This window comes from Dokdonia pacifica, from assembly GCF_900188275.1.
Lineage (GTDB): Bacteria > Bacteroidota > Bacteroidia > Flavobacteriales > Flavobacteriaceae > Dokdonia > Dokdonia pacifica.
Window position 1 is genome coordinate 92,175 of record NZ_FZNY01000003.1, and the last position, 19,354, is coordinate 111,528.

16 protein-coding genes are annotated in these 19,354 nt (G+C 34.2%); 3 read left to right on the plus strand and 13 right to left on the minus strand.

Going from position 1 to position 19,354, the window contains the following annotated elements; translation table 11 throughout:
• Positions 1-24 precede the first annotated feature (24 nt).
• On the minus strand, positions 25-405 hold the full coding sequence (locus CHB80_RS10465; protein WP_143337100.1) for a hypothetical protein: 381 nt from the start codon (positions 403-405) through the stop codon (positions 25-27).
• A 174-nt stretch (positions 406-579) separates the two neighbouring features.
• The gene (locus CHB80_RS10470; protein WP_089371422.1) at positions 580-1,713 is read right to left on the minus strand and encodes a C1 family peptidase; all 1,134 of its coding nucleotides are present in this window, start codon (positions 1,711-1,713) and stop codon (positions 580-582) included.
• Between the two features lie 47 nt (positions 1,714-1,760).
• On the opposite strand from CHB80_RS10470, the gene CHB80_RS10475 reads away from it, so the two are divergent.
• Positions 1,761-2,600, plus strand: a complete 840-nt coding sequence (locus tag CHB80_RS10475) for a 1,4-dihydroxy-2-naphthoyl-CoA synthase (RefSeq protein WP_089371423.1) — start codon at positions 1,761-1,763, stop codon at positions 2,598-2,600.
• Between the two features lie 51 nt (positions 2,601-2,651).
• On the opposite strand, the gene CHB80_RS10480 is transcribed toward CHB80_RS10475, so the two are convergent.
• The 11 genes from CHB80_RS10480 to CHB80_RS10530 all read right to left on the minus strand — a co-directional run bounded on the left by CHB80_RS10480 (position 2,652) and on the right by CHB80_RS10530 (position 16,356).
• Positions 2,652-3,581: a hypothetical protein gene (locus CHB80_RS10480; RefSeq protein ID WP_089371424.1), complete on the minus strand. Its 930-nt coding sequence runs from the start codon at positions 3,579-3,581 to the stop codon at positions 2,652-2,654.
• Positions 3,581-5,020, minus strand: coding sequence for an MBOAT family O-acyltransferase (locus CHB80_RS10485; protein WP_089371425.1), 1,440 nt, complete (start codon positions 5,018-5,020; stop codon positions 3,581-3,583). Before CHB80_RS10485 ends, CHB80_RS10480 begins: the two co-directional genes overlap by 1 nt.
• A 131-nt stretch (positions 5,021-5,151) precedes the next feature.
• A complete protein-coding gene (locus CHB80_RS10490) occupies positions 5,152-6,657 on the minus strand; it encodes a hypothetical protein (protein WP_143337101.1) in 1,506 nt (501 codons plus the stop codon).
• Positions 6,658-6,930: 273 nt separating this feature from the next.
• Positions 6,931-9,066: a methylmalonyl-CoA mutase gene (scpA, locus tag CHB80_RS10495; RefSeq protein WP_089371427.1), complete on the minus strand. Its 2,136-nt coding sequence runs from the start codon at positions 9,064-9,066 to the stop codon at positions 6,931-6,933.
• Positions 9,066-9,644: a hypothetical protein gene (locus CHB80_RS10500; RefSeq protein ID WP_089371428.1), complete on the minus strand. Its 579-nt coding sequence runs from the start codon at positions 9,642-9,644 to the stop codon at positions 9,066-9,068. Before CHB80_RS10500 ends, scpA begins: the two co-directional genes overlap by 1 nt.
• A 25-nt stretch (positions 9,645-9,669) precedes the next feature.
• Positions 9,670-11,037 (minus strand): methylmalonyl-CoA mutase subunit beta, encoded by a 1,368-nt coding sequence (locus CHB80_RS10505; RefSeq protein WP_089371429.1) that lies wholly within the window; start codon positions 11,035-11,037, stop codon positions 9,670-9,672.
• The gene (locus CHB80_RS10510) at positions 11,024-11,269 is read right to left on the minus strand and encodes an FtsB family cell division protein (RefSeq protein WP_371874964.1); all 246 of its coding nucleotides are present in this window, start codon (positions 11,267-11,269) and stop codon (positions 11,024-11,026) included. The genes CHB80_RS10505 and CHB80_RS10510 overlap by 14 nt, the downstream gene beginning before the upstream one ends.
• A gap of 136 nt (positions 11,270-11,405) precedes the next feature.
• Positions 11,406-12,014, minus strand: coding sequence for a uridine kinase (gene udk / locus CHB80_RS10515; protein WP_089371430.1), 609 nt, complete (start codon positions 12,012-12,014; stop codon positions 11,406-11,408).
• A gap of 139 nt (positions 12,015-12,153) precedes the next feature.
• A complete protein-coding gene (locus CHB80_RS10520) occupies positions 12,154-13,047 on the minus strand; it encodes a DUF4249 family protein (RefSeq protein WP_089371431.1) in 894 nt (297 codons plus the stop codon).
• 45 nt (positions 13,048-13,092) lie between these two features.
• On the minus strand, positions 13,093-13,953 hold the full coding sequence (locus CHB80_RS10525) for a DUF4249 family protein (RefSeq protein ID WP_179218131.1): 861 nt from the start codon (positions 13,951-13,953) through the stop codon (positions 13,093-13,095).
• Positions 13,954-13,980: 27 nt separating this feature from the next.
• On the minus strand, positions 13,981-16,356 hold the full coding sequence (locus CHB80_RS10530; protein ID WP_089371433.1) for a TonB-dependent receptor: 2,376 nt from the start codon (positions 16,354-16,356) through the stop codon (positions 13,981-13,983).
• 255 nt (positions 16,357-16,611) lie between these two features.
• Here CHB80_RS10530 and CHB80_RS10535 point away from each other — a divergent pair, with 255 nt between their 5' ends.
• Together CHB80_RS10535 and CHB80_RS10540 are read left to right on the plus strand one after the other, a co-directional pair.
• A complete protein-coding gene (locus tag CHB80_RS10535; RefSeq protein ID WP_089371434.1) occupies positions 16,612-18,573 on the plus strand; it encodes a tetratricopeptide repeat-containing sensor histidine kinase in 1,962 nt (653 codons plus the stop codon).
• Between the two features lie 3 nt (positions 18,574-18,576).
• Positions 18,577-19,338 (plus strand): LytR/AlgR family response regulator transcription factor, encoded by a 762-nt coding sequence (locus CHB80_RS10540; RefSeq protein ID WP_089371435.1) that lies wholly within the window; start codon positions 18,577-18,579, stop codon positions 19,336-19,338.
• The last annotated feature ends 16 nt before the right edge of the window (positions 19,339-19,354 follow it).

Below are 19,354 nucleotides of genomic sequence, written 5' to 3' on the forward strand. Positions count from 1 at the left end.
ATTTTAAATTAGAAACTAGTTACATTAGGATATACTTACTAAGCGACCCGTAAGATGATTAATTGCTTTGTCTAAAGAGTCACATAAGAAAGCTTGGCAGTTATACACTTTTTTCTCAAACATAAATGTGTTTTTGCCTTCATCATCATAAGTAACGACAGCCGTCGGATATATTTTTTGAGTCAAAGATTTTGTCCTCATAAAATCTGTCACTTTTACAGTGTATTTATGAACCCTATTGGAAATATAGCCAAACGATTTTTTGTTTTCACTATAAGAATTAAGATAATGATAAAGCTGTACAAAACAATCAAAATCTATAATGGCATCTTCTTTAAATTCAGAAACCAAAAAATCATCAAAAACATAAATAGTGCCATTTGGAAGTTTATGGACTTTTTTCACTTCTCTGTTTATAGTCGAATTTTCTAAATACATACCCCAATATTTATTAGGATACAAAGGTACTATCTATTTATTTTATTATGCGCGCATAATAAAATAAAAACACCAAAATCGACAAAAAGCATTATATATCGATAAAATGCTTAAAATCAATATATTTTTTAGCAGGTTGTATTATTTTCTAATTTTTTTAGAAATATTTTTAGGCAAACCATCTCTATGCATAAGGACTGAAATAGCTTTTAATCGTATGTACGAAACACTCATATATACATAGCCATCATACGCAGTACGATCTGGGTTTGTTCCCCAAGAATTTTTTACTTTATAATAGACAGTCCCATTTTGATCTTTTGCTTTTCCTGTAATATGCATTAAATGATCATCGGTGGTATTATAATTTTCAAATTCGTCCTGACGGTATTGTTGTGTAATTACCTTTTCTTTTTCAGGGCCTAATACAGCTAGTTTTGCATTTTCTTTCTGGTCAGGAATAACAGCAACTCCTTGTTTTGAAGAAAATGATAACTCGCTCACATCGCAATCTAATGTAATTGTAAAACCATTTTCTAATGCATGGTCTATACTTTGAATAAACTCATCAAGAGAAACATTATAAAAAGAACCGTTTGAAAAATTGTCGGGTATATTTAAAATAAACGAACTGTAGCGTGGAGCATGTGTAAAGGAGGTAAGTGAGATATATTCACTAGGATGAATACGCATGGCCTTTGCAAATTCTTTTGGGGTATATTCATTATTTTCAAATGAAAAGCGTGTTACTTGCGCTCCTAAATAAGTGTCAAGTACAGCATTTACTGCAGGTTTCCATTTTTTACTTAACCTACGTCCAGGATTATCTATATAGGTGTTAAGCATAGCTTCTATAACAGCTACCATTTCTGCGTGATTATGCGTATTTTCTGTAGGTGCTAGTCCAGTATATGCATCTAAAGGTACAAGACCATATCTAGCCACACTATTGATTACATCATGCGCAAGTCCGCCTTCACTAAATTGTGCTTTCCCTTGTCGCATCACATAATTTTCAGCTTTCATAGGATACGTATTCCGTACTGTATACATTTCAGAAAGGTCTACTTTTTTACCAGTAATTCGTGTAATCTCACTCTCTAAAAATGATGAGGTAGAAAAACTCCAACATGTTCCTGTATTTCCTTGACTTATTACCGGAGTAGTTTCTAGATCAATGAGATCCGTAAAAATATATGAGGCATTTGTTTCCTGTGCTAATACCGCTTTCGCGAAAGCAAAAACAAGAATAATACTAAAGGTGAACTTTTTCATTTCTATGAATACGAATAAAGGGTTATTTTTACGCTAAAATAAGGTTTATGACACACCCTGAATGGAAAACTGCCAAAGAATATACAGATATAACGTATAAAAAAAGTAACGGAGTTGCTAGAATCGCTTTTAATAGGCCTAATGTGCGTAATGCATTTAGACCCAAAACCACGAGCGAATTATATGATGCATTTTATGATGCCAATGAAGATACTTCCATAGGAGTTGTATTACTTTCTGCAGAAGGTCCTTCTACAAAAGATGGTGTATATAGTTTCTGTAGTGGGGGCGATCAAAATGCCAGAGGTAAAGAAGGTTATGTCGGAGAAGATGGTTATCATAGACTTAATATACTAGAAGTGCAACGCTTAATACGTTTTATGCCTAAGGCAGTAATTGCTGTGGTACCTGGTTGGGCAGTAGGCGGAGGACACAGTTTACACGTAGTGTGTGATTTGACTCTTGCAAGTAAAGAACATGCTATTTTTAAACAAACAGATGCAGATGTAACGAGCTTTGATGGAGGTTATGGATCGGCATATTTAGCAAAAATGGTAGGGCAGAAAAAAGCGAGAGAAATATTCTTTTTAGGTCGTAATTATTCTGCACAAGATGCCTACGAAATGGGAATGGTCAATGCCGTAATTCCTCATGATGAATTAGAAGCTACGGCTTATGAATGGGCACAAGAAATATTAGCCAAATCTCCTATTTCTATTAAAATGCTCAAATTTGCCATGAATCTTACTGATGATGGAATGGTGGGACAACAGGTATTTGCTGGAGAAGCGACACGACTAGCCTATATGACTGATGAAGCAAAAGAAGGAAGGAATGCATTTTTAGAGAAACGTGCTCCAAACTTTGATAAAAAATGGATTCCTTGATTGGTACCGCCAAAGGGTTTAATACTTCGAGGCTTGCTCCGAAGTAGTTTACTATTCTAGCTCTTCTAGTATGGTATTAAGACGCTTGGTAAATTTTTCAGCACCTTGAGGACTTAAGTGGTTATGATCTCTATGATCTTTTAGCATATAATCATTAGCTGAATTGGCATCGACATAATGCACGTTATATGTTGATCTAATCATAGTCAAGATACTATCTTTTCTACGAAGCACTTCCGGGATTCTATGCTCTTTAAAACGTGTTGTAGTAGGTGTTTCTAATAGAATTACTCGATATTTTTGTTGTCCACAAAATGCTAATATATCTTCTAATTTTTGGATGTTTTCTATGATATATTCTGGGTGAGGAATCGTAGGTGTAATATGTACTGGTTGTTTGCTTATTGTCAAGCTATCATAGTCAAATGTGTAAAAAAGTGCTTTTTCTATATTTCTATTATAGCCATATTCATTACAATCAAGATGTAGTAATCCTTTTTTTTGCTCGTTGATCTTTACGGAATAATAATCTGGAAAGCTTATGTATAAGAAATTATCTTTAAAATAGGTAAACTTATCTGAGACGGTGGTTCCAAAGTAATGTCTATACATACTATTTTTCCAAGTATCTTTTTGATTTGGAGCTGTTTCAAAATGCCCATATGAAATAGGTATAATAACAGTCTTTAATAGTGGTAGCGTAGGCCCTACTTGTTCTAATAATTTAGAACTTACGTAATAATCTTGATCTGGATATGCAAGATTGAGAGCTTTGTGAGAAAGAAATTCAGGATTAATAGCATCTCTGTTTTGGGAAGCTCCTAATACTAAAACTTCAATATCCTGTATATTGTTTTTATAAAATTCAGATTTTATTTTTGGTGTAAGTGGCAAGTTGCGACTATAATTCTCAACAATAGCATACCCTATGATTACTGGAATCAAAAAAATACATACGTGTATGAGAAATTTTTTAATCATTAAAATTGAAAATAAATAAATGCTTCTTGAGGCCTTCCATATCTAATAATAGCAAATATCAAGAAATAATAAATACCCCATCGAACTACTTTTGGCAATATACCTTCTAAGTTCATAAAAGGGTGTGTGTATCGTTTTCTCCATACTTCTGCAATAATCATAATTACTAGAAATCCTATTTTTCTACCAATAATAAGATCAAAATTATAGAATGCAATATTTTGAGTAACAATTTCCTTAAGCATGATAACAGCTTTATCTAATGTACTTGCGCGAAAAAAGATCAAGGACACCACTAGAAATGTTACCGTATAAAATTTTGACCAAAACACACCTGTTTCTAACCACTGGTGTAATTTCATTTTCTTGCCCTTACTAGTCATAGTAGTTCCTTCTATGACTATTAGAACTCCGTGCAATAAACCAAAAGCAAGATACGTCCAATTTGCTCCATGCCATAAGCCAATTAATCCCATGGTAATGAGAAGACTTATTGCCTTTCTTGATGACTTAGAAAAAAAGCCTAATGCTTTTCCTCTAGCTAGTGGTACATATACATAATCTTGAAACCATTTTGATAAGGTAATATGCCACCTACGCCAGAAGCCAGTAACGCTATTTGCAAGGTATGGGAGTTTAAAGTTTGTACTTAAATCAAATCCGAATAGCTTGGCAGTTCCTATAGCAATATCTGAATATCCAGAAAAATCTGCATATAATTGAAATAAGAATAAAAAAGCTCCATAGATAATGGTAAGAGAGCCATACTCTTCGGGATGATTATATATGGCAAATACAGCAACCCCAATATTGTCTGCAACGACTATTTTCTTAAAAAGTCCCCAGAGTAATTGACGTAATCCATCTTTTGCTTTATCATAGGTAAAAGAACGTTCCCTGCTAAATTGAGGTAATAATTTACTTGCTCGCTCTATAGGGCCCGCTACGAGTTGTGGAAAGAAACTCACAAAACATAAGAATTTTAGGATGTCTTGAGTTGGCTCAATTTTTTTGCGATACACATCTATCGTATATCCTATTGTTTGAAAAGTGTAAAAACTGAGACCTACAGGAATAATAATATCTAGTGTTGTAAAAGTATTTTCTGGAAGCTCAAATAGTGTTTTTAAGTTTTCTAGAAAGAAATTGTAATACTTAAAGACAAATAAGACTCCGAGATTCCAACTAAGACTGCTATATAACCAGAGTCGTCTTTTTTGTTGTGTTTTGGCTTTACTGATATATTTTCCAGCATAAAAATCTACAAGAGAGCTTGCAATGATAAGTAGTAAGAAACGCCAATCCCAAACACCATAAAAAAAATAGCTAGCTATTAATAATATTGCATTTTGACCTTGTATGCGTTTACGGCCTACTATCCAATAGAGAATAAAGACAATAGGTAAAAACAATCCAAAATCAAAGGAATTAAATAACACAGGGGTTGTTTGAGTTTACAGGCGAAGATAAAAAATAGAATGCTAATGTCTATTTCTTATGTGAATAGTAATGACAAAAAATAAAGGCTATCAAATTTTTGATAGCCTTTATACATTTATAAATTATATGATTAGTTTCCAAATATTGTCAAACTATCTATAGCAATATCTTCTTCATTACTCGTTAATGCTTCAAAAATAACGCGCACACTTATGGTGTTAATACTACTTACATCTACATCAATAGAGGTATACTCTGTAAAGGAATTTGTGATTATTGCCCCATCTCCAACACCATCAAATGGAGAAGAATCTATTTGAGGAGCTGTATTAGAACCAGAAGATTCAATAGCTAAAATAGTAATCCAATTCACATTATCTGTAGAATATTCAATACGTGCAGAGCTTGTTGGGTCCCAAGTTTCTCCAGCTCCATTACTCTCTGCAAAAAATGCAGATACATTCATGGTTGATATCGAAGATACATCACGATTAAGCCAATTAATAGATTGATTATCAAAACCTGTACCATTTGGATTATCAAAACCAGGTTGGTTACTCTGATCAGGATCCTGTACTCCAAAGAAACGGGCACCTTGTATATTGTTAAAGAAGATAGGAGTAGCACTAGAATCATCACCATCAAGTTCGGCTAACGATACTCTACCAAAATAATCTGCAGAAGCACCAGGTCTATTAATATTAACTTCTACAGCACTAGTGTTCTCACTTTCATTACGTACTGTATATCCAGTAATAGGTGTAGTGCCTATGGCATTATTAAAATCTTCAAATAAAATTGTAGTAGGAGGAGGAGGGCAATCATTCATTGCATCACTAATAAATGAACCACCTACAGTACCTATTGTACTAGACGCCCATTGCCATGTACCTGACATCGTTGAGCAATCATTTGCTCCTGAAGGGCCATTGTCAAATGTATGAGTTCCGCTCCAAGTAACGTCTCCGCCACCAGGATTAAAAGCTACACCAGTTACTCCAAGCATAGTACCACTATTTAGATTACAAGTTGTTTGATCTCCACTTGCTACACATCCCGATTGTGTTGCCACTCCTGCATACATAGTTCCGTTTAATGTAGTTTGAGATGTCACACTAGTATCGTTTCCACCAGCGTTTGTAAACATAAGATTGAATGATTGTGTAGACATATTGTCTAAAGGTGCTGGACACATTGTACACGTAAAAGTTCCTGTAACTGTAGTTAAAGGAGCTCTATCTGTATTTCTTCCTGCTATAATAGAACTTTCAGAACCTCTAAAGTTTACAGCATCTATTTGCATTGTTTCTCCTTCTTGTCCAGTAGTCATGGTAAAAGAAAGATCATTTGATGTAAAAGTCATCTCTTTTACATTTCCTAAATCTGTTACTTGATCAGTAAAAATGTCTATGACTTCTCCAGTAGCTAATCTAAGACTTCCAATAGCAGAGCTATTATCTTCAGAAAGAGTTACTTCAAGTGTTCCTCTGTTTTGCCCGTCTAGAGTTGTAAATATCCCTTTGTAATTTTCTAGAACTACTTCAAGGTTTGTCCCTTCGTCGAGTGTTGTTTCTTCCTCTACACTACATGCTATAAATAGCATAAGAATAAAAGCAAATACGGATAATTTTTTCATGGTGAATTAAAAATAGGTTAATAGTTAAGCGCTAATGTACTTTTTTTTATTTATATATCATATTTTCAGTATTTTATAGTTCGTTGTTTCTTGTGTTTTTTGAAAAAACTAGCTATAAATTGAAAAAACATATAGTTGTAGTATATAAGAAGTGAAGAATTAGGGTATACGTATAAACCTCCCCCAAGGATTACACATTCCTATTACTGTAGCAAAAATAGAAAGGGAATACCAAAAAAAAACAGGTAGAAATACCTGTTTTGTGATGTGTGTTTATGATATGTGTTTTATCATAATATCTAATAGTCCGATGGCGGCTTCGCTTATTTTAGTACCTGGTCCAAAAACAGCAACGGCTCCTGCATCAAATAAAAACTGATAATCCTGTTGAGGAATTACACCTCCTACAATCACCATGATATCAGGGCGTCCTAGTTTCGTCAATTCTTCGATAACTTTTGGAACAAGTGTTTTGTGACCTGCAGCTAATGAAGAAACTCCTAAAATATGGACATCATTTTCCATGGCTTGTTTGGCAGCTTCTTTTGGGGTTTGAAATAAAGGACCAATATCTACATCAAAACCTATATCTGCATATCCTGTTGCGACTACTTTTGCACCACGGTCATGTCCGTCTTGCCCCATTTTTGCAATCATAATACGAGGACGACGACCATCTAATTCTGCAAATTGGTTTGCTAGTTGTTGCGCTTTCGCGAAAGCGGGATCTTTTTTAATTTCTTTACTATACACGCCACTAAATGATTTTATCGTCGCTTTATGCCTCCCGTACACTTTTTCTAGGGCATCAGAAATTTCACCTAGTGTAGCACGTTCACGGGCAGCGATTACAGCCAAAGCTAATAAATTATTTTTACCAGACCGAGCAGCTTCAGTGAGATCTGAAAGTGCTTTCGTTACCTTTTTTGTATCTCGTTTTTTCTTAATACTTTTTAACCTTTCTAATTGACCATCTCGAACTTTTGTGTTATCTACTTCAAGAATATCAAGAAACTCCTCTTCTGTAGGGCGATATTTATTGACGCCTACAATAATGTCCTGACCGCTATCAATACGAGCTTGTTTACGAGCGGCAGCTTCTTCTATACGTAATTTAGGAATACCTGCTTCTATGGCTTTGGTCATGCCTCCTAAATTTTCTACCTCTTGTATTAATTCCCAAGCTTTATGAGCAATAGCATCCGTAAGAGATTCTACATAATAACTACCAGCCCAGGGATCGACAGTACGTGTGATTTCGGTTTCTGTTTGTAGGTATATTTGTGTATTACGTGCAATACGAGCAGAAAAATCTGTAGGTAATGCAATAGCTTCATCTAATGCATTGGTGTGTAAACTTTGTGTGCCACCAAAAGCAGCCGCTGTCGCTTCTATACACGTACGAGCCACATTATTAAATGGATCTTGTTCTGTAAGACTCCATCCACTAGTTTGACAATGCGTTCGTAGTGCTAATGATTTTGGATTTTTAGGATTGAATTGAGCTACTAACTTTGACCATAACATACGAGCAGCACGCATTTTTGCTACTTCCATAAAATGATTCATTCCTATGGCCCAGAAAAAAGATAAACGAGGTGCAAATGTGTCTATGTCCATTCCTGCTTTTAGACCCGTACGAATATACTCAAGTCCATCGGCTAGGGTATAGGCGAGTTCTATATCACAGGTAGCTCCTGCTTCTTGCATATGGTAACCAGAGATAGAGATAGAATTAAATTTAGGCATCTCTTTAGAAGTATACTCAAAAATATCTGAGATAATACGCATGGAAGGTGTAGGAGGATAGATATAGGTGTTACGTACCATAAACTCCTTAAGGATGTCATTTTGTATGGTGCCAGATAGTGTTGAAGGTGCTACGCCTTGTTCTTCGGCAGCAACAATGTAAAATGCCATAATCGGAAGTACTGCTCCATTCATAGTCATAGAGACAGACATTTGATTTAATGGTATTTGATCAAATAGCATTTTCATGTCTTCTACAGAATCTATAGCCACACCAGCTTTTCCTACATCGCCTACTACACGTTCATGATCACTATCATATCCTCTGTGTGTAGCAAGATCAAAAGCTACAGAAAGCCCTTTTTGCCCAGCAGCAAGATTACGACGGTAAAAAGCATTACTTTCTTCGGCAGTAGAAAATCCAGCATATTGCCTTACTGTCCATGGTCTTCGTACATACATAGTACTGTAAGGACCTCTCAAGTTGGGTGCAATACCAGCTACAAAATCTAGATGTTCTAGGTTTTCAATATCTTCTTTGCTATATCGCTTTTTAAGGTCAATAGTTTCTGCTGTAGGCATTGTTTCTTTAGCTACTTCATGATTTGATGAAGTGGCTAAAGCATCTAAAGTAATATGGTCTAGTTTTTTTCTAGTCATTAGTACGTCGGTAAATCTTGAGGCATTATATTTACAATCTGTTGGTAATATCCTTCCAGTCCTATAAATAAAGCTAGGTAACGATCTCTATCTGCATTACGTCCAAAATTTCGGAATCTTGAGGTAAATAACTTTGGATTCATCGTCTTAGAATCAACAAGTGCTTTGATTGCAATTCTTAACTCTTCATCATTAATATTATCTACGATGCATTGTACTGCAGGGTGGTCATAATTAAGATGACTAGGTGCTTTATCTTTAATGAGAATATTTTCTTCGATAAGCATTTTTACGATAGGATACGTATTGGAAGTCATGATGCTTTCATATTTAGCAGATCCATCCATACCTCTATATATAAAGGCTCCGTATGCTTTTACATTGCTGTTATTAATAGAGTCGTATTTAGTATATAAATCGTTTTCAAAACTATATAATGCTTCATTTAATAAGGCGTTATTATTCCCAGAACAAGAAATTACTTGTTCCTTATTTGAAAATTTAAAATCGAATTTAGCTTCTTGTCCACAACTGGTAATGAGTATTGCTGTTAGAATTAAAAAAACAATTTTTTTCATGATATGCATTTTAGATTTTAATAAATTAAGCTTCTGTTTTAAGGCGTTCTTGTTCCATCTTTTCAGATAGACGTTGTTTTATGATAGGTTCAATAAGTGTTTTCCTAGGTTTGATCTTTACAAATGGGTATAACTCTAATGAGTCTTTCATACGATCACTTGGATTGGGATGTTTATTGGTTCCTAAAAGGATTTTTTCTTGTGTGTCAAATTGGGTTTGTTCTTTTTGAGCACTTTCTTTGATTTTACGTTGTATGGTTCCTTCTTTGAGTTGCTTTAGAAATCCGCCTTGTTGTTCTATATCTTTAAAAAGTGCTAATGCTTTTTCGGCTAATTGTTTTGTAATGGCTTCTATATAATAAGTTCCATCAGAAGGATTACTTACAGCATCAAAGTAGCTTTCTTTTTTAAGAATGATTAATTGGTTACGAGAAATACGTTGCCCAAAATCATTGGTTTTGTGATAAATGTAATCATAAGGCATATTAATTACTGTATCTGCTCCTCCTAATACAGCGCTCATAGCTTCGGTTGTAGTACGAAGCATATTGGTATTGTAATCATAGATGGTTTTATTACGGCGTGTTGGTCTGGCAATAATATGAGTGGTGGCCGCTTTCGCGAAAGCGTACTCATCTTTTAAAACAGTTATCAATTGACGTAAAGCGCGAAGCTTAGCGATTTCAAAGAAGTAATTAGATCCAATGGCTACTTGAAATGTAATGGAAGGTATTGAAACCTCCATCTCATTGAGATGAAGAAGGTATTCATTTGCATGCGCCAATCCATAGGCAAGCTGCTGTACCATGGTAGCTCCTGCATTTTGGTACAGGTCTATATCTATAGATATTGTATGTGTTTCTTTTTGTAAAATATTATCTAGCATACGGTGATCTTCTGCGAGGTTGTGATACCAGTTACCTTCTTCTGCTAGATGATGGATGAGGTCTATATTTAAATATACAGTACGATCTCCCGCTTCTTTAATGATTTCTTGATAGAAATTTTCATCAAGAAAATGTAATTTAAAATAAATTGGAGCGTAGGTTTTATCAAGTGTATTAAAAAATAGTCGCGCATCAAAAGGAGCATCTGCACTAAAATAAAGTGCTTCTGCACCTGAGGCGATATAGTTATTTGCTGTTTGAACTGCTAAACTAGTGTCGTGTATGAAAATATCTTCTCCTATATGCCAAGTAGCTGGGAGTCCAGGTACTTCTGGGAAATGTGTCGTTTCGTCTCTGTGATAGAAAGGCTTAATGTCAATACCTTCATTGGTATTCCATACCAAGGTATCATTATAGGAAGCGCCTTTAAGATCAAACTGTATTTTCTGTTTGAATGCTTTAGAAGACACAGGGTCAAAATTGGAAAAGAGTTTATTCTTTGTCATTCTTCGGGATACTATCTTCGTATTCTATGATATAAATTTCTTCGTCAGGCTTTTTCATTAAATACTCTTCACGGGCAAAACGTTCAAGGCCAGCGCTGTCTTCAAGTTTTTTGATTTGTTCTTGATCTTCTCTTATTTTGGTTTCAAAATGCTCTTGGTTGCCTTTCAATTTTTTGATATCTCCATTGAGTTCATTGTGAATAAGCCAAGAGTTGCCATCAAAAAAAAGCATCCAAATAATAAAAATAAGAAGGATAAGTACATATGGGCTAATGGCTACTAATAGTATTCCACCTAGTAACGCATTTTTCTTTTTTATTTTTTCAAAATAATGCTTCAATCCCATAATTACGAAGATACTAAAACCCTTACGATAAGCGCTCATTTATTATTGTGCGTACAATGTCTACTGCTACAGTATTATAACGATTATTTGGGATAATCATATCTGCATATTCTTTTGTAGGCTCAATAAATTGTTGATGCATGGGTTTAAGTGTACTTTGATATCGGTTTAAGACTTCTTCAAGGTCACGCCCACGCTCTGCTATATCTCGCTTTAAGCGACGTATTAAACGTTCATCACTATCTGCGTGTACAAATATTTTAATGTCAAATAAATCACGTATTGCAGGGTCAGTAAGAATTAAAATACCTTCTACAACAATTACTTTTTTAGGATGAGTAGTTACTGTTTCATCGGTTCTGTTATGCTCTACAAAAGAGTATACAGGTTGTTCTATAGATTTGCCTTCGCGTAATTGTGCTAGGTGACTACATAGTAGTTTAAAATCTATAGAGTTAGGATGATCAAAGTTTACTTTAGTTCTTGATTCATAATCTAGATGTGAAAGATCTTTGTAGTATGAATCTTGAGAGATAATAGCAACTTCACTTTGAGGGTTTTCAGAAATGATCTGATTTACAACTGTTGTTTTTCCACTTCCAGTACCGCCTCCAATTCCTATAATAAGCATGAATGAGATTATTTTGTATCAAAGGTAGAAAAAACAAATGCAGTCGTCAATAAGGACGTGTTTATTATTTTCTTTTTGTAATGCTTAAACAACAGCATTGATTTGTCTAACCTAATTATCTAGTTAGATCATAACGCAATCACTCAATAACAATTGTATTTTGAAATTCTTGTACAATGGCAAAATACCCCAATGCAAAACTATTAGGTCTATCTACATTGTCAAATATATTAATGTTATCAATTCCTTCTGCATTAAGAATATTACCTCTTACGGTAGACACAGGTACTTGAAAAGGTCCGTTATCTGTAAGATCGCTTTGAATAATAAGCTGTTCCATATAGGTGTATAGGTCTTCGTCTGCTCCTAAAATGCTAATATTAACTTCTTGACCTGGTTCTAATGTAAAGTCGTCTCCTTCATAAAAATATGAAAACTCAAACTCTTGCCCTTCAAAGAAGGTATCTTCTACCGTTAGGAACTCTCCAAAGTCAAAATCAAAAATATAAAAGTCTTCTCTATCGGGTTGATCTGTAAATGAGATGATTATTTCGGTATCATCTTCATCAAAGAGGGTATCTTCTCCTTGCACAATATTATCTATTGGTGTTGTGGGAACAAAAGAGGTTCTTGCTAAGTAGAGTTCATCTTGAAAAGTAACGCTTAAAATATATACAGGCTCTGGGTTAGTTAAAAAACTTGTCAAAATTTTATTATCTATTACGGGCGATACGGTTGTTGGAAACGGGCGATATAATCCAGGTTCGCCAGGAACGGGTTCATAAGGCACAAAGCTTCCATCTTCTTCATTTTGAATTTGCATGCTTTCTATCTCAGCAGGTTGTATGGCATCAAAAAATGGTGATGTAACTGATATTCTAATATTGGCTTCCGTTAAATCTTCAGAAGTGTCTACGCGTATTAATGCATCTACAACTAAGCGTGGCGGTTCAGAATTAAGGTCTACATCTACGACATCTTCACAGCTGGCAAATGCGCTTATGATTAGTAAATATAAAAGTGTCTTTTTCATAGGTATGCTTGTTTTATACGCTTTCGCGAAAGCGTATGTATATAACTATTCTATTGTAATACTGGTTTTGAACTCTTGAGATACTGCAAAATATCCAAGCACAAATTCTTGAGGTCTTCCTACATTATCAAAAATATTAATATTGTCTACGCCTTCTGCTTTTAAAATATTTCCGCGCACGGTGGTGACAGGAACTTGAAAAGGCCCATTATCTGTGAGATCACTTTGTTCTATAAGCAATCCCATATAGTTGTAAAATGTTTCATCTGCTCCTAAAATGCTAATATTAGCAACATCTCCAGCTTCTAAATCGGCATCATAGAAATAAGAAAAGTCAAATTGTTGATCTTGGAAAAAACGATCTTCAACGGTGAGGTATTCAGAAAAGTCAAAATCGAACACATAAAAATTGTCTTGTTCTGGGATATCGGTAAATGTGACAATCACTTCGGTGTCATCTTCATCAAATAAAGTTCCATCTCCCTGAACCACAGATTCTATAGGAGGCGCAGGAACAAAGCGTGTTTCGGCAAGATAGAGTTCATCTTCAAATCTAAATGTGAGGATGAGTCTTCCTTCTAAGAAGAAGCTATTATTTACAAGGCCGCTTGGGTCTGGACCCGCTTCATCAGATCCAGGAACATATTCATTAGGATTGTCTGGATCTTGCGTAAGGAAAACAACTCCCGCAATGGTGGTAATATCTTCGTTTTGAAGTTGCATACTTGTGAGCGGAGTAGGGGTAATTTCATCAAAAAAAGCTCCAGTAGTGGTTACCTTAATGCGCAATGGAGATGCTTCTTCTTCCAGATTAAGACGTATAAGTGCATCTACAACGAGCTTTGGTTGTTCTGGCGGTAGATCTACATCTACTACATCTTCACAACTAATGAATAGGATGAACAAAAGCAATATGTAGCTTAGCTGTTTCACTTAGAATTTGAAATTATATGTTACTGAAGGAATAGCGCCAAAAATAGAAGTACGGATGGCTTCATTCATTCTAGTATCTTGATTTTGTCTAAAATTAATAGAAGCTGCATTTCGTCTACTATATACATTATAAACACTAAATACCCATTCTGATTGCCATTTTCTACCTTTATTTTTCTTTGGTGTAAAGGTGGCAGATAGATCTATACGATGGAAATCAGGTAAGCGTTGCTCGTTTCTAAAACCATAGGTAGGGATCACGATTCCTTGAAATTCAAATTGCCCTACAGGGAAATTGGTAGGTTGTCCTGTTTGGTAAATAAAGTTACCGCCAAAACGCCATCTGTCATTAAGTTCATAACTTGCATTTACAGATATGTCATGGGTTTTATCATAAGGAGTGTTGTACCATTGCCCTAGGTTAATACCTACTTCATTTTCATTTCTACCTGGTGTGCGTTGTTCTGATTTTGATAGAGTATAGGCTAACCAACCTGTGAGTTTCCCTTCATTTTTACGAAATAAAAACTCAAGTCCGTAGGCTCTGGCTTCACCATTTAAAATTACTTGTTCTATTGCATCGTTTGCAATGAGATCTGCTCCGTCTATATAATCTATACGATTATCGATGGCTTTGAAAAAGGCTTCTGTTTCTATAGTATATGTGCCTTCTTTTAAATTCTTAAAAAAACCAATGGCATATTGATCTGATAATTGGGGATCTACAAATTGACCACTAGGTGTCCAGACATCTAGCGGTGTAGGCGAACTGGTATTAGATAGTAAATGGATATACTGCGCTAGGTAGGTATAACTCGCTTTTATTGACGTGTCATCATCAAAGGCATAGGATAATGCAAATCTTGGTTCTAGTGTATTAAATGTAGCGAGTCTATCACTACGACTAAATGAAGTATCTACATTATTAATTTCTGCTCCTTGATAGAGTAGGAGAAAAGGATCAAAAACTACAGGGTTGTCATCTACATATACGTTTACTTCATCTTGTCCTAAACGGATAAAATTACTCCAGCGCAATCCGTACTGTAGGTTTAATTTATCAGTAATCTTATGCTCTACATCTATATAGGCAGCAAATTCATTGGCAAATTGTTTAGTAAGTTGATCTTCTACAATACCGGACTCTTCGCTATTAGGCTCTATTTTTCCTGGATTAAAGGCATAATAGACATTGTTTATACCATAATTTACTTGAATTTTATCATTGATATAATGTTTTAAATCGTACTTGAGGTTTACATTGGTAATACCAGAATCCCATGTGAAACCTACAAAGTCAAGATCAAGACCATAAAAGTAGTCGCTATAAATGATAGAAAGGTTAGAGAATAGCTTGTCTGAAAAAAGATGGGTCCACCTAAAATTTCCAACGGCATTTCCATAATTATTTGAAAAGCTATCGCTAATGCTAAAATCATCTCTTCCAAAATACCCAGATAAGTAAATACTGTTATTGTCGTTTATCTTATAATTGAGTTTTGTGTTGAGGTCAAAAAAGGAAGCTCTATTGTCTATATCAAAAAGTGGTAAAAATAAATTGGCATAGGAAGAACGTCCTCCTACAAGGAAAGCGCCTTTTTCTTTTTTAATAGGCCCTTCTAGAAGTAATCTACTGGAAATAAGTCCTAAACCTCCATTAGCTTTAAATTTTTTGCTATTCCCTTCTTTTTGATAAATATCTAAAACAGAAGATACTCTACCTCCAAATCGAGCAGGAATTCCTCCTTTGTAAAGTTTTAAATCTTTAATAGCATCGGGATTAAATACAGAGAACAATCCAAATAAATGGGAAGAGTTAAAAATAATAGCTTCATCTAGGAGTATCAAGTTTTGGTCGGCAGCACCACCACGTACATTAAATCCTGAAGCAGCTTCTCCGGCACTAGTAACCCCTGGTAATAAAAGAATAGACTTTATAACATCTGCCTCACCAAGTACAACAGGAATTCGTTTAATAGTTTCTGCAGAGAGCGAGTTGACACTCATTTGTGGTTTTCTAATATTTACTCGTTCTACTTTTTCTTCAATGACTACTTCATCCAGTGATTCTGTAGCGAGTGTAAGCTGGATGTCTTTTCGGATATCCTTATCTAATACAATAGTCTCTGTGATTTCTTTATAGCCTAGGTAACTTACAATAATTTGATAGGTACCCTTGGGAAGTGTGATTGAATAAAAACCGTATGAGTTTGTAGCTGCACCATTGGAAAGTTCTGGAAATAAGACATTCACCCCTATGAGTGTTTCGTTACTTGAATTATCAGATATTGTACCGCTAAGTGTGAATTTTTCTTGACCGAAAGTAGTATTTATAACCAAATAGAATAGGAAAGCAAAGAGTAAACTTTTTTTCATAAAAAAGGATTTGTAGTAAATCTAACATCAATTTTTGAGACGGTATGTTAAAAAAACGAAAAGATTATTTGAGGTGATTATTTTTTAATTTTTCATAATATTTACGGTAAAAGCATCATTTTTTGATAAAAATTATAATTGTGAGATATACGCTTTCGCGAAAGCTATCAAATTCTCATTCGAATCCATCAAATTCTCATTGATACCCTATTAATAGAATACTAAATAGTACATTCGTTACGCAAGCCATCGCACATGAAATTAAAACTACTTCTATACATTCTATTTTTTGTACCTGTAATTGTGTTTAGCCAAACCACAGTACTAGATAGTCTAAAAGGACAATTAGAAAAAGCAGTAACTACCTCTGAAAAAGTAAGGTTATATAACGATATTTCCAATGAACTTAAATATAGTGACCCTAATCAAATGCTTGATTTTGGGAACAAAGCACTAGAACTTTCTCAGCGTACTTCTAATGCGTTAGGAGAAGGAAATGCATATCTAAATATTGGAACTGCTTATATCATTTTAGGGAATTATGAAAAAGCATTGGACCATTTTGTATGGGCAAAAACTATTTTTGAAGGTATCGAGCCTGCGGAAGCTACTAATGAAGTAGTGGGTCAAGGCATTGCTAGGACTTACGGAAGTATGGGCATTGTATTTTCAGAACAAAGTAATTATGCAAAAGCATTAGAGTATTATTTGAAATCTGCTACAATTTATGAAGAGCTACAAGATGAGAATCAAAGCTCAAAAATCTATAATAATATTGGAGTAGCTTATAAGTCACAATCTCTAGATGAAAAAGCATTGACTTATTTTTTAAAATCTTTAGAGATTCAGGAGAAGTTAAAGAATCCTAATATTGGTATTACACAAACAAATATTGCAAACATCTATTTTAAGCAACAACAGTTAGATCAGGCTTTTGCTTATTATACAGATGCAAAAAAGAGTATTGATACCTCTCCAAATCCTAGAGCATTAGGAGAGTGGTATAATAATATCGGCGCATATTATAATTCTAGAAATTATAAGGACTTAGCATTAGAAAATTGGGAAAAAGCAATTGTTGCTTTTGAAAGTATTAATGATAAGTTTGGACTAGCAGATACCTATCTTTATTTAGGACAGTTTTATTTACAAGATCTTAAAGAAACAAAAGCCTTACGAATGGCAAATAATGCATTGCGTCTTTCTAAAGAAATCAATGTTTTAGAACAGCAGTTAAATGCAGAAAAACTCTTGAGTGATATCTATGAAAAAAGTGGTAAAACCACATTGGCATTAAATCACTATAAATTTTATACAGCTATTAAAGATAGTTTGTTAAGAGAAAATGATATTCGAAAATCTGTAGAGGCTTCTATGAATTATGAGTTTGAAAAGAAAGAACTCATACAAAAAGAAGAAAATAAAAAGAGAGAATTGCTTTTAAAGGAAGAGGCAAAAAGCTCACGCATGAAATTGATTTTTGGAGCATTGATAGGTCTTTTATTAGTAGGAATAGGATTCTTGATTTACAATAGAAATCATCTTAAAAAAACATTGACCCTCCAAAAAGAACTTGCTGAATACGAGCAAAAAGCACTGCATTTGCAAATGAATCCTCATTTTGTTTTTAATTGTTTGGGATCTATTTCAAGCTTTATAGTTCAGAATGGAACAGACTCGGCTATCAAATACTTATCTAAGTTTTCTAAACTCATGCGATTAACGCTAGAGTATTCTAAAGAATCTCTGATTCCTATTGATAAGGAAATAGAAAGTTTAGAAAATTATTTACAACTAGAACAACTTCGTTTTAATGATAAGTTTAGTTTTTCGATATCTAAGAGTAATGATATAGAAGATGACGTTGCATTGCCACCTTTATTGATACAGCCATTTATAGAAAATGCCATCATACATGGAGTTATTCCTAAAAAAGAGAAAGGTGCTATTACAATAGATTTTTCTTTAAAAGATGAATCTTTGATTTGTATTATATTAGATGATGGGATAGGTATTAATACCTCAAAACTTAATAAAGAAAACTCAGTATTGGCCCATAAATCTATGGCGTTAGATATTATTAGAAAGCGGTTAGAAATGATTACAGCATCTACGTCAAAAAAAGCAACCATTGAGATAGAAGAACTAGGAGATGACACGAAGTCTAAAGGGACTAGAGTAACATTACAACTTCCATTGCGATATGTAAACGAGTAATATATGATAAAAGCTATTTTAATAGACGATGATAAAAACCTTCGGGAAGGGATGAAAGGATTGCTGGCCCGATTTGCTCCTACTATTAAAATTATAGGAGAAGCAGATAGTGTTGCTACAGGTATTGAGGTAATGGATACGTTAGAACCTCAAGTTGTCTTCTTGGATATTCAACTTAATGACGGGACTGGTTTTGATATTTTAGAAAAATTAGCAGAACGTAATAAAACAATTACATCTAATGTAGTTTTTATTACAGCACATGAGCAATATGCGATCAAAGCATTTCGATTTAGTGCCTTAGATTTTTTATTAAAACCGGTAGACCCTGAAGAATTACAAATCGTTATTGAAAAAATAGAAGCAGTCTTAGAAAGGAAAAATGATTATTCGCACATCGATTTATTACTTGAAAATATTAGAAAGAATGTAGATAACTTTAAGCGTATCGCGCTCTCTACTTCAGATGGTATTCATCTATTTGATATCAGTGATATTATACGATGTGAAAGTGCCGATAATTATACAAAGTTTTACATAAGAAATAATAAGCCTATTTTGATATCTAAGACATTAAAAGAGTATGAAGAGCTTCTTAAAGAACATAATTTTGAACGTATTCATCAGTCGCATCTTATCAATTTAAGTTATTTAAAATCCTATATAAAAAAAGATGGAGGTTATGTGGTGATGACTGATGAAAGTCGTTTGCCCATTTCTCAAAGAAAAAGAGAAAGATTACAAGAAGTTTTAAAATCTATGTAACGAATTCTAATTCGAA

Coding starts and splice junctions, on each gene's coding strand:
- CHB80_RS10505 (WP_089371429.1), bottom strand. CDS start 11,037: ATGACAAAGAATAAACTCTTTTCCAATTTTGACCCTGTGTCTTCTAAA.
- scpA (WP_089371427.1), bottom strand. CDS start 9,066: ATGACTAGAAAAAAACTAGACCATATTACTTTAGATGCTTTAGCCACT.
- CHB80_RS10510 (WP_371874964.1), bottom strand. CDS start 11,269: ATGCTTTTTTTTGATGGCAACTCTTGGCTTATTCACAATGAACTCAAT.
- CHB80_RS10480 (WP_089371424.1), bottom strand. CDS start 3,581: ATGATTAAAAAATTTCTCATACACGTATGTATTTTTTTGATTCCAGTA.
- CHB80_RS10530 (WP_089371433.1), bottom strand. CDS start 16,356: ATGAAAAAAAGTTTACTCTTTGCTTTCCTATTCTATTTGGTTATAAAT.
- CHB80_RS10490 (WP_143337101.1), bottom strand. CDS start 6,657: ATGAAAAAATTATCCGTATTTGCTTTTATTCTTATGCTATTTATAGCA.
- CHB80_RS10520 (WP_089371431.1), bottom strand. CDS start 13,047: ATGAAAAAGACACTTTTATATTTACTAATCATAAGCGCATTTGCCAGC.
- CHB80_RS10540 (WP_089371435.1), top strand. CDS start 18,577: ATGATAAAAGCTATTTTAATAGACGATGATAAAAACCTTCGGGAAGGG.
- CHB80_RS10475 (WP_089371423.1), top strand. CDS start 1,761: ATGACACACCCTGAATGGAAAACTGCCAAAGAATATACAGATATAACG.
- udk (WP_089371430.1), bottom strand. CDS start 12,014: ATGCTTATTATAGGAATTGGAGGCGGTACTGGAAGTGGAAAAACAACA.
- CHB80_RS10470 (WP_089371422.1), bottom strand. CDS start 1,713: ATGAAAAAGTTCACCTTTAGTATTATTCTTGTTTTTGCTTTCGCGAAA.
- CHB80_RS10535 (WP_089371434.1), top strand. CDS start 16,612: ATGAAATTAAAACTACTTCTATACATTCTATTTTTTGTACCTGTAATT.
- CHB80_RS10500 (WP_089371428.1), bottom strand. CDS start 9,644: ATGAAAAAAATTGTTTTTTTAATTCTAACAGCAATACTCATTACCAGT.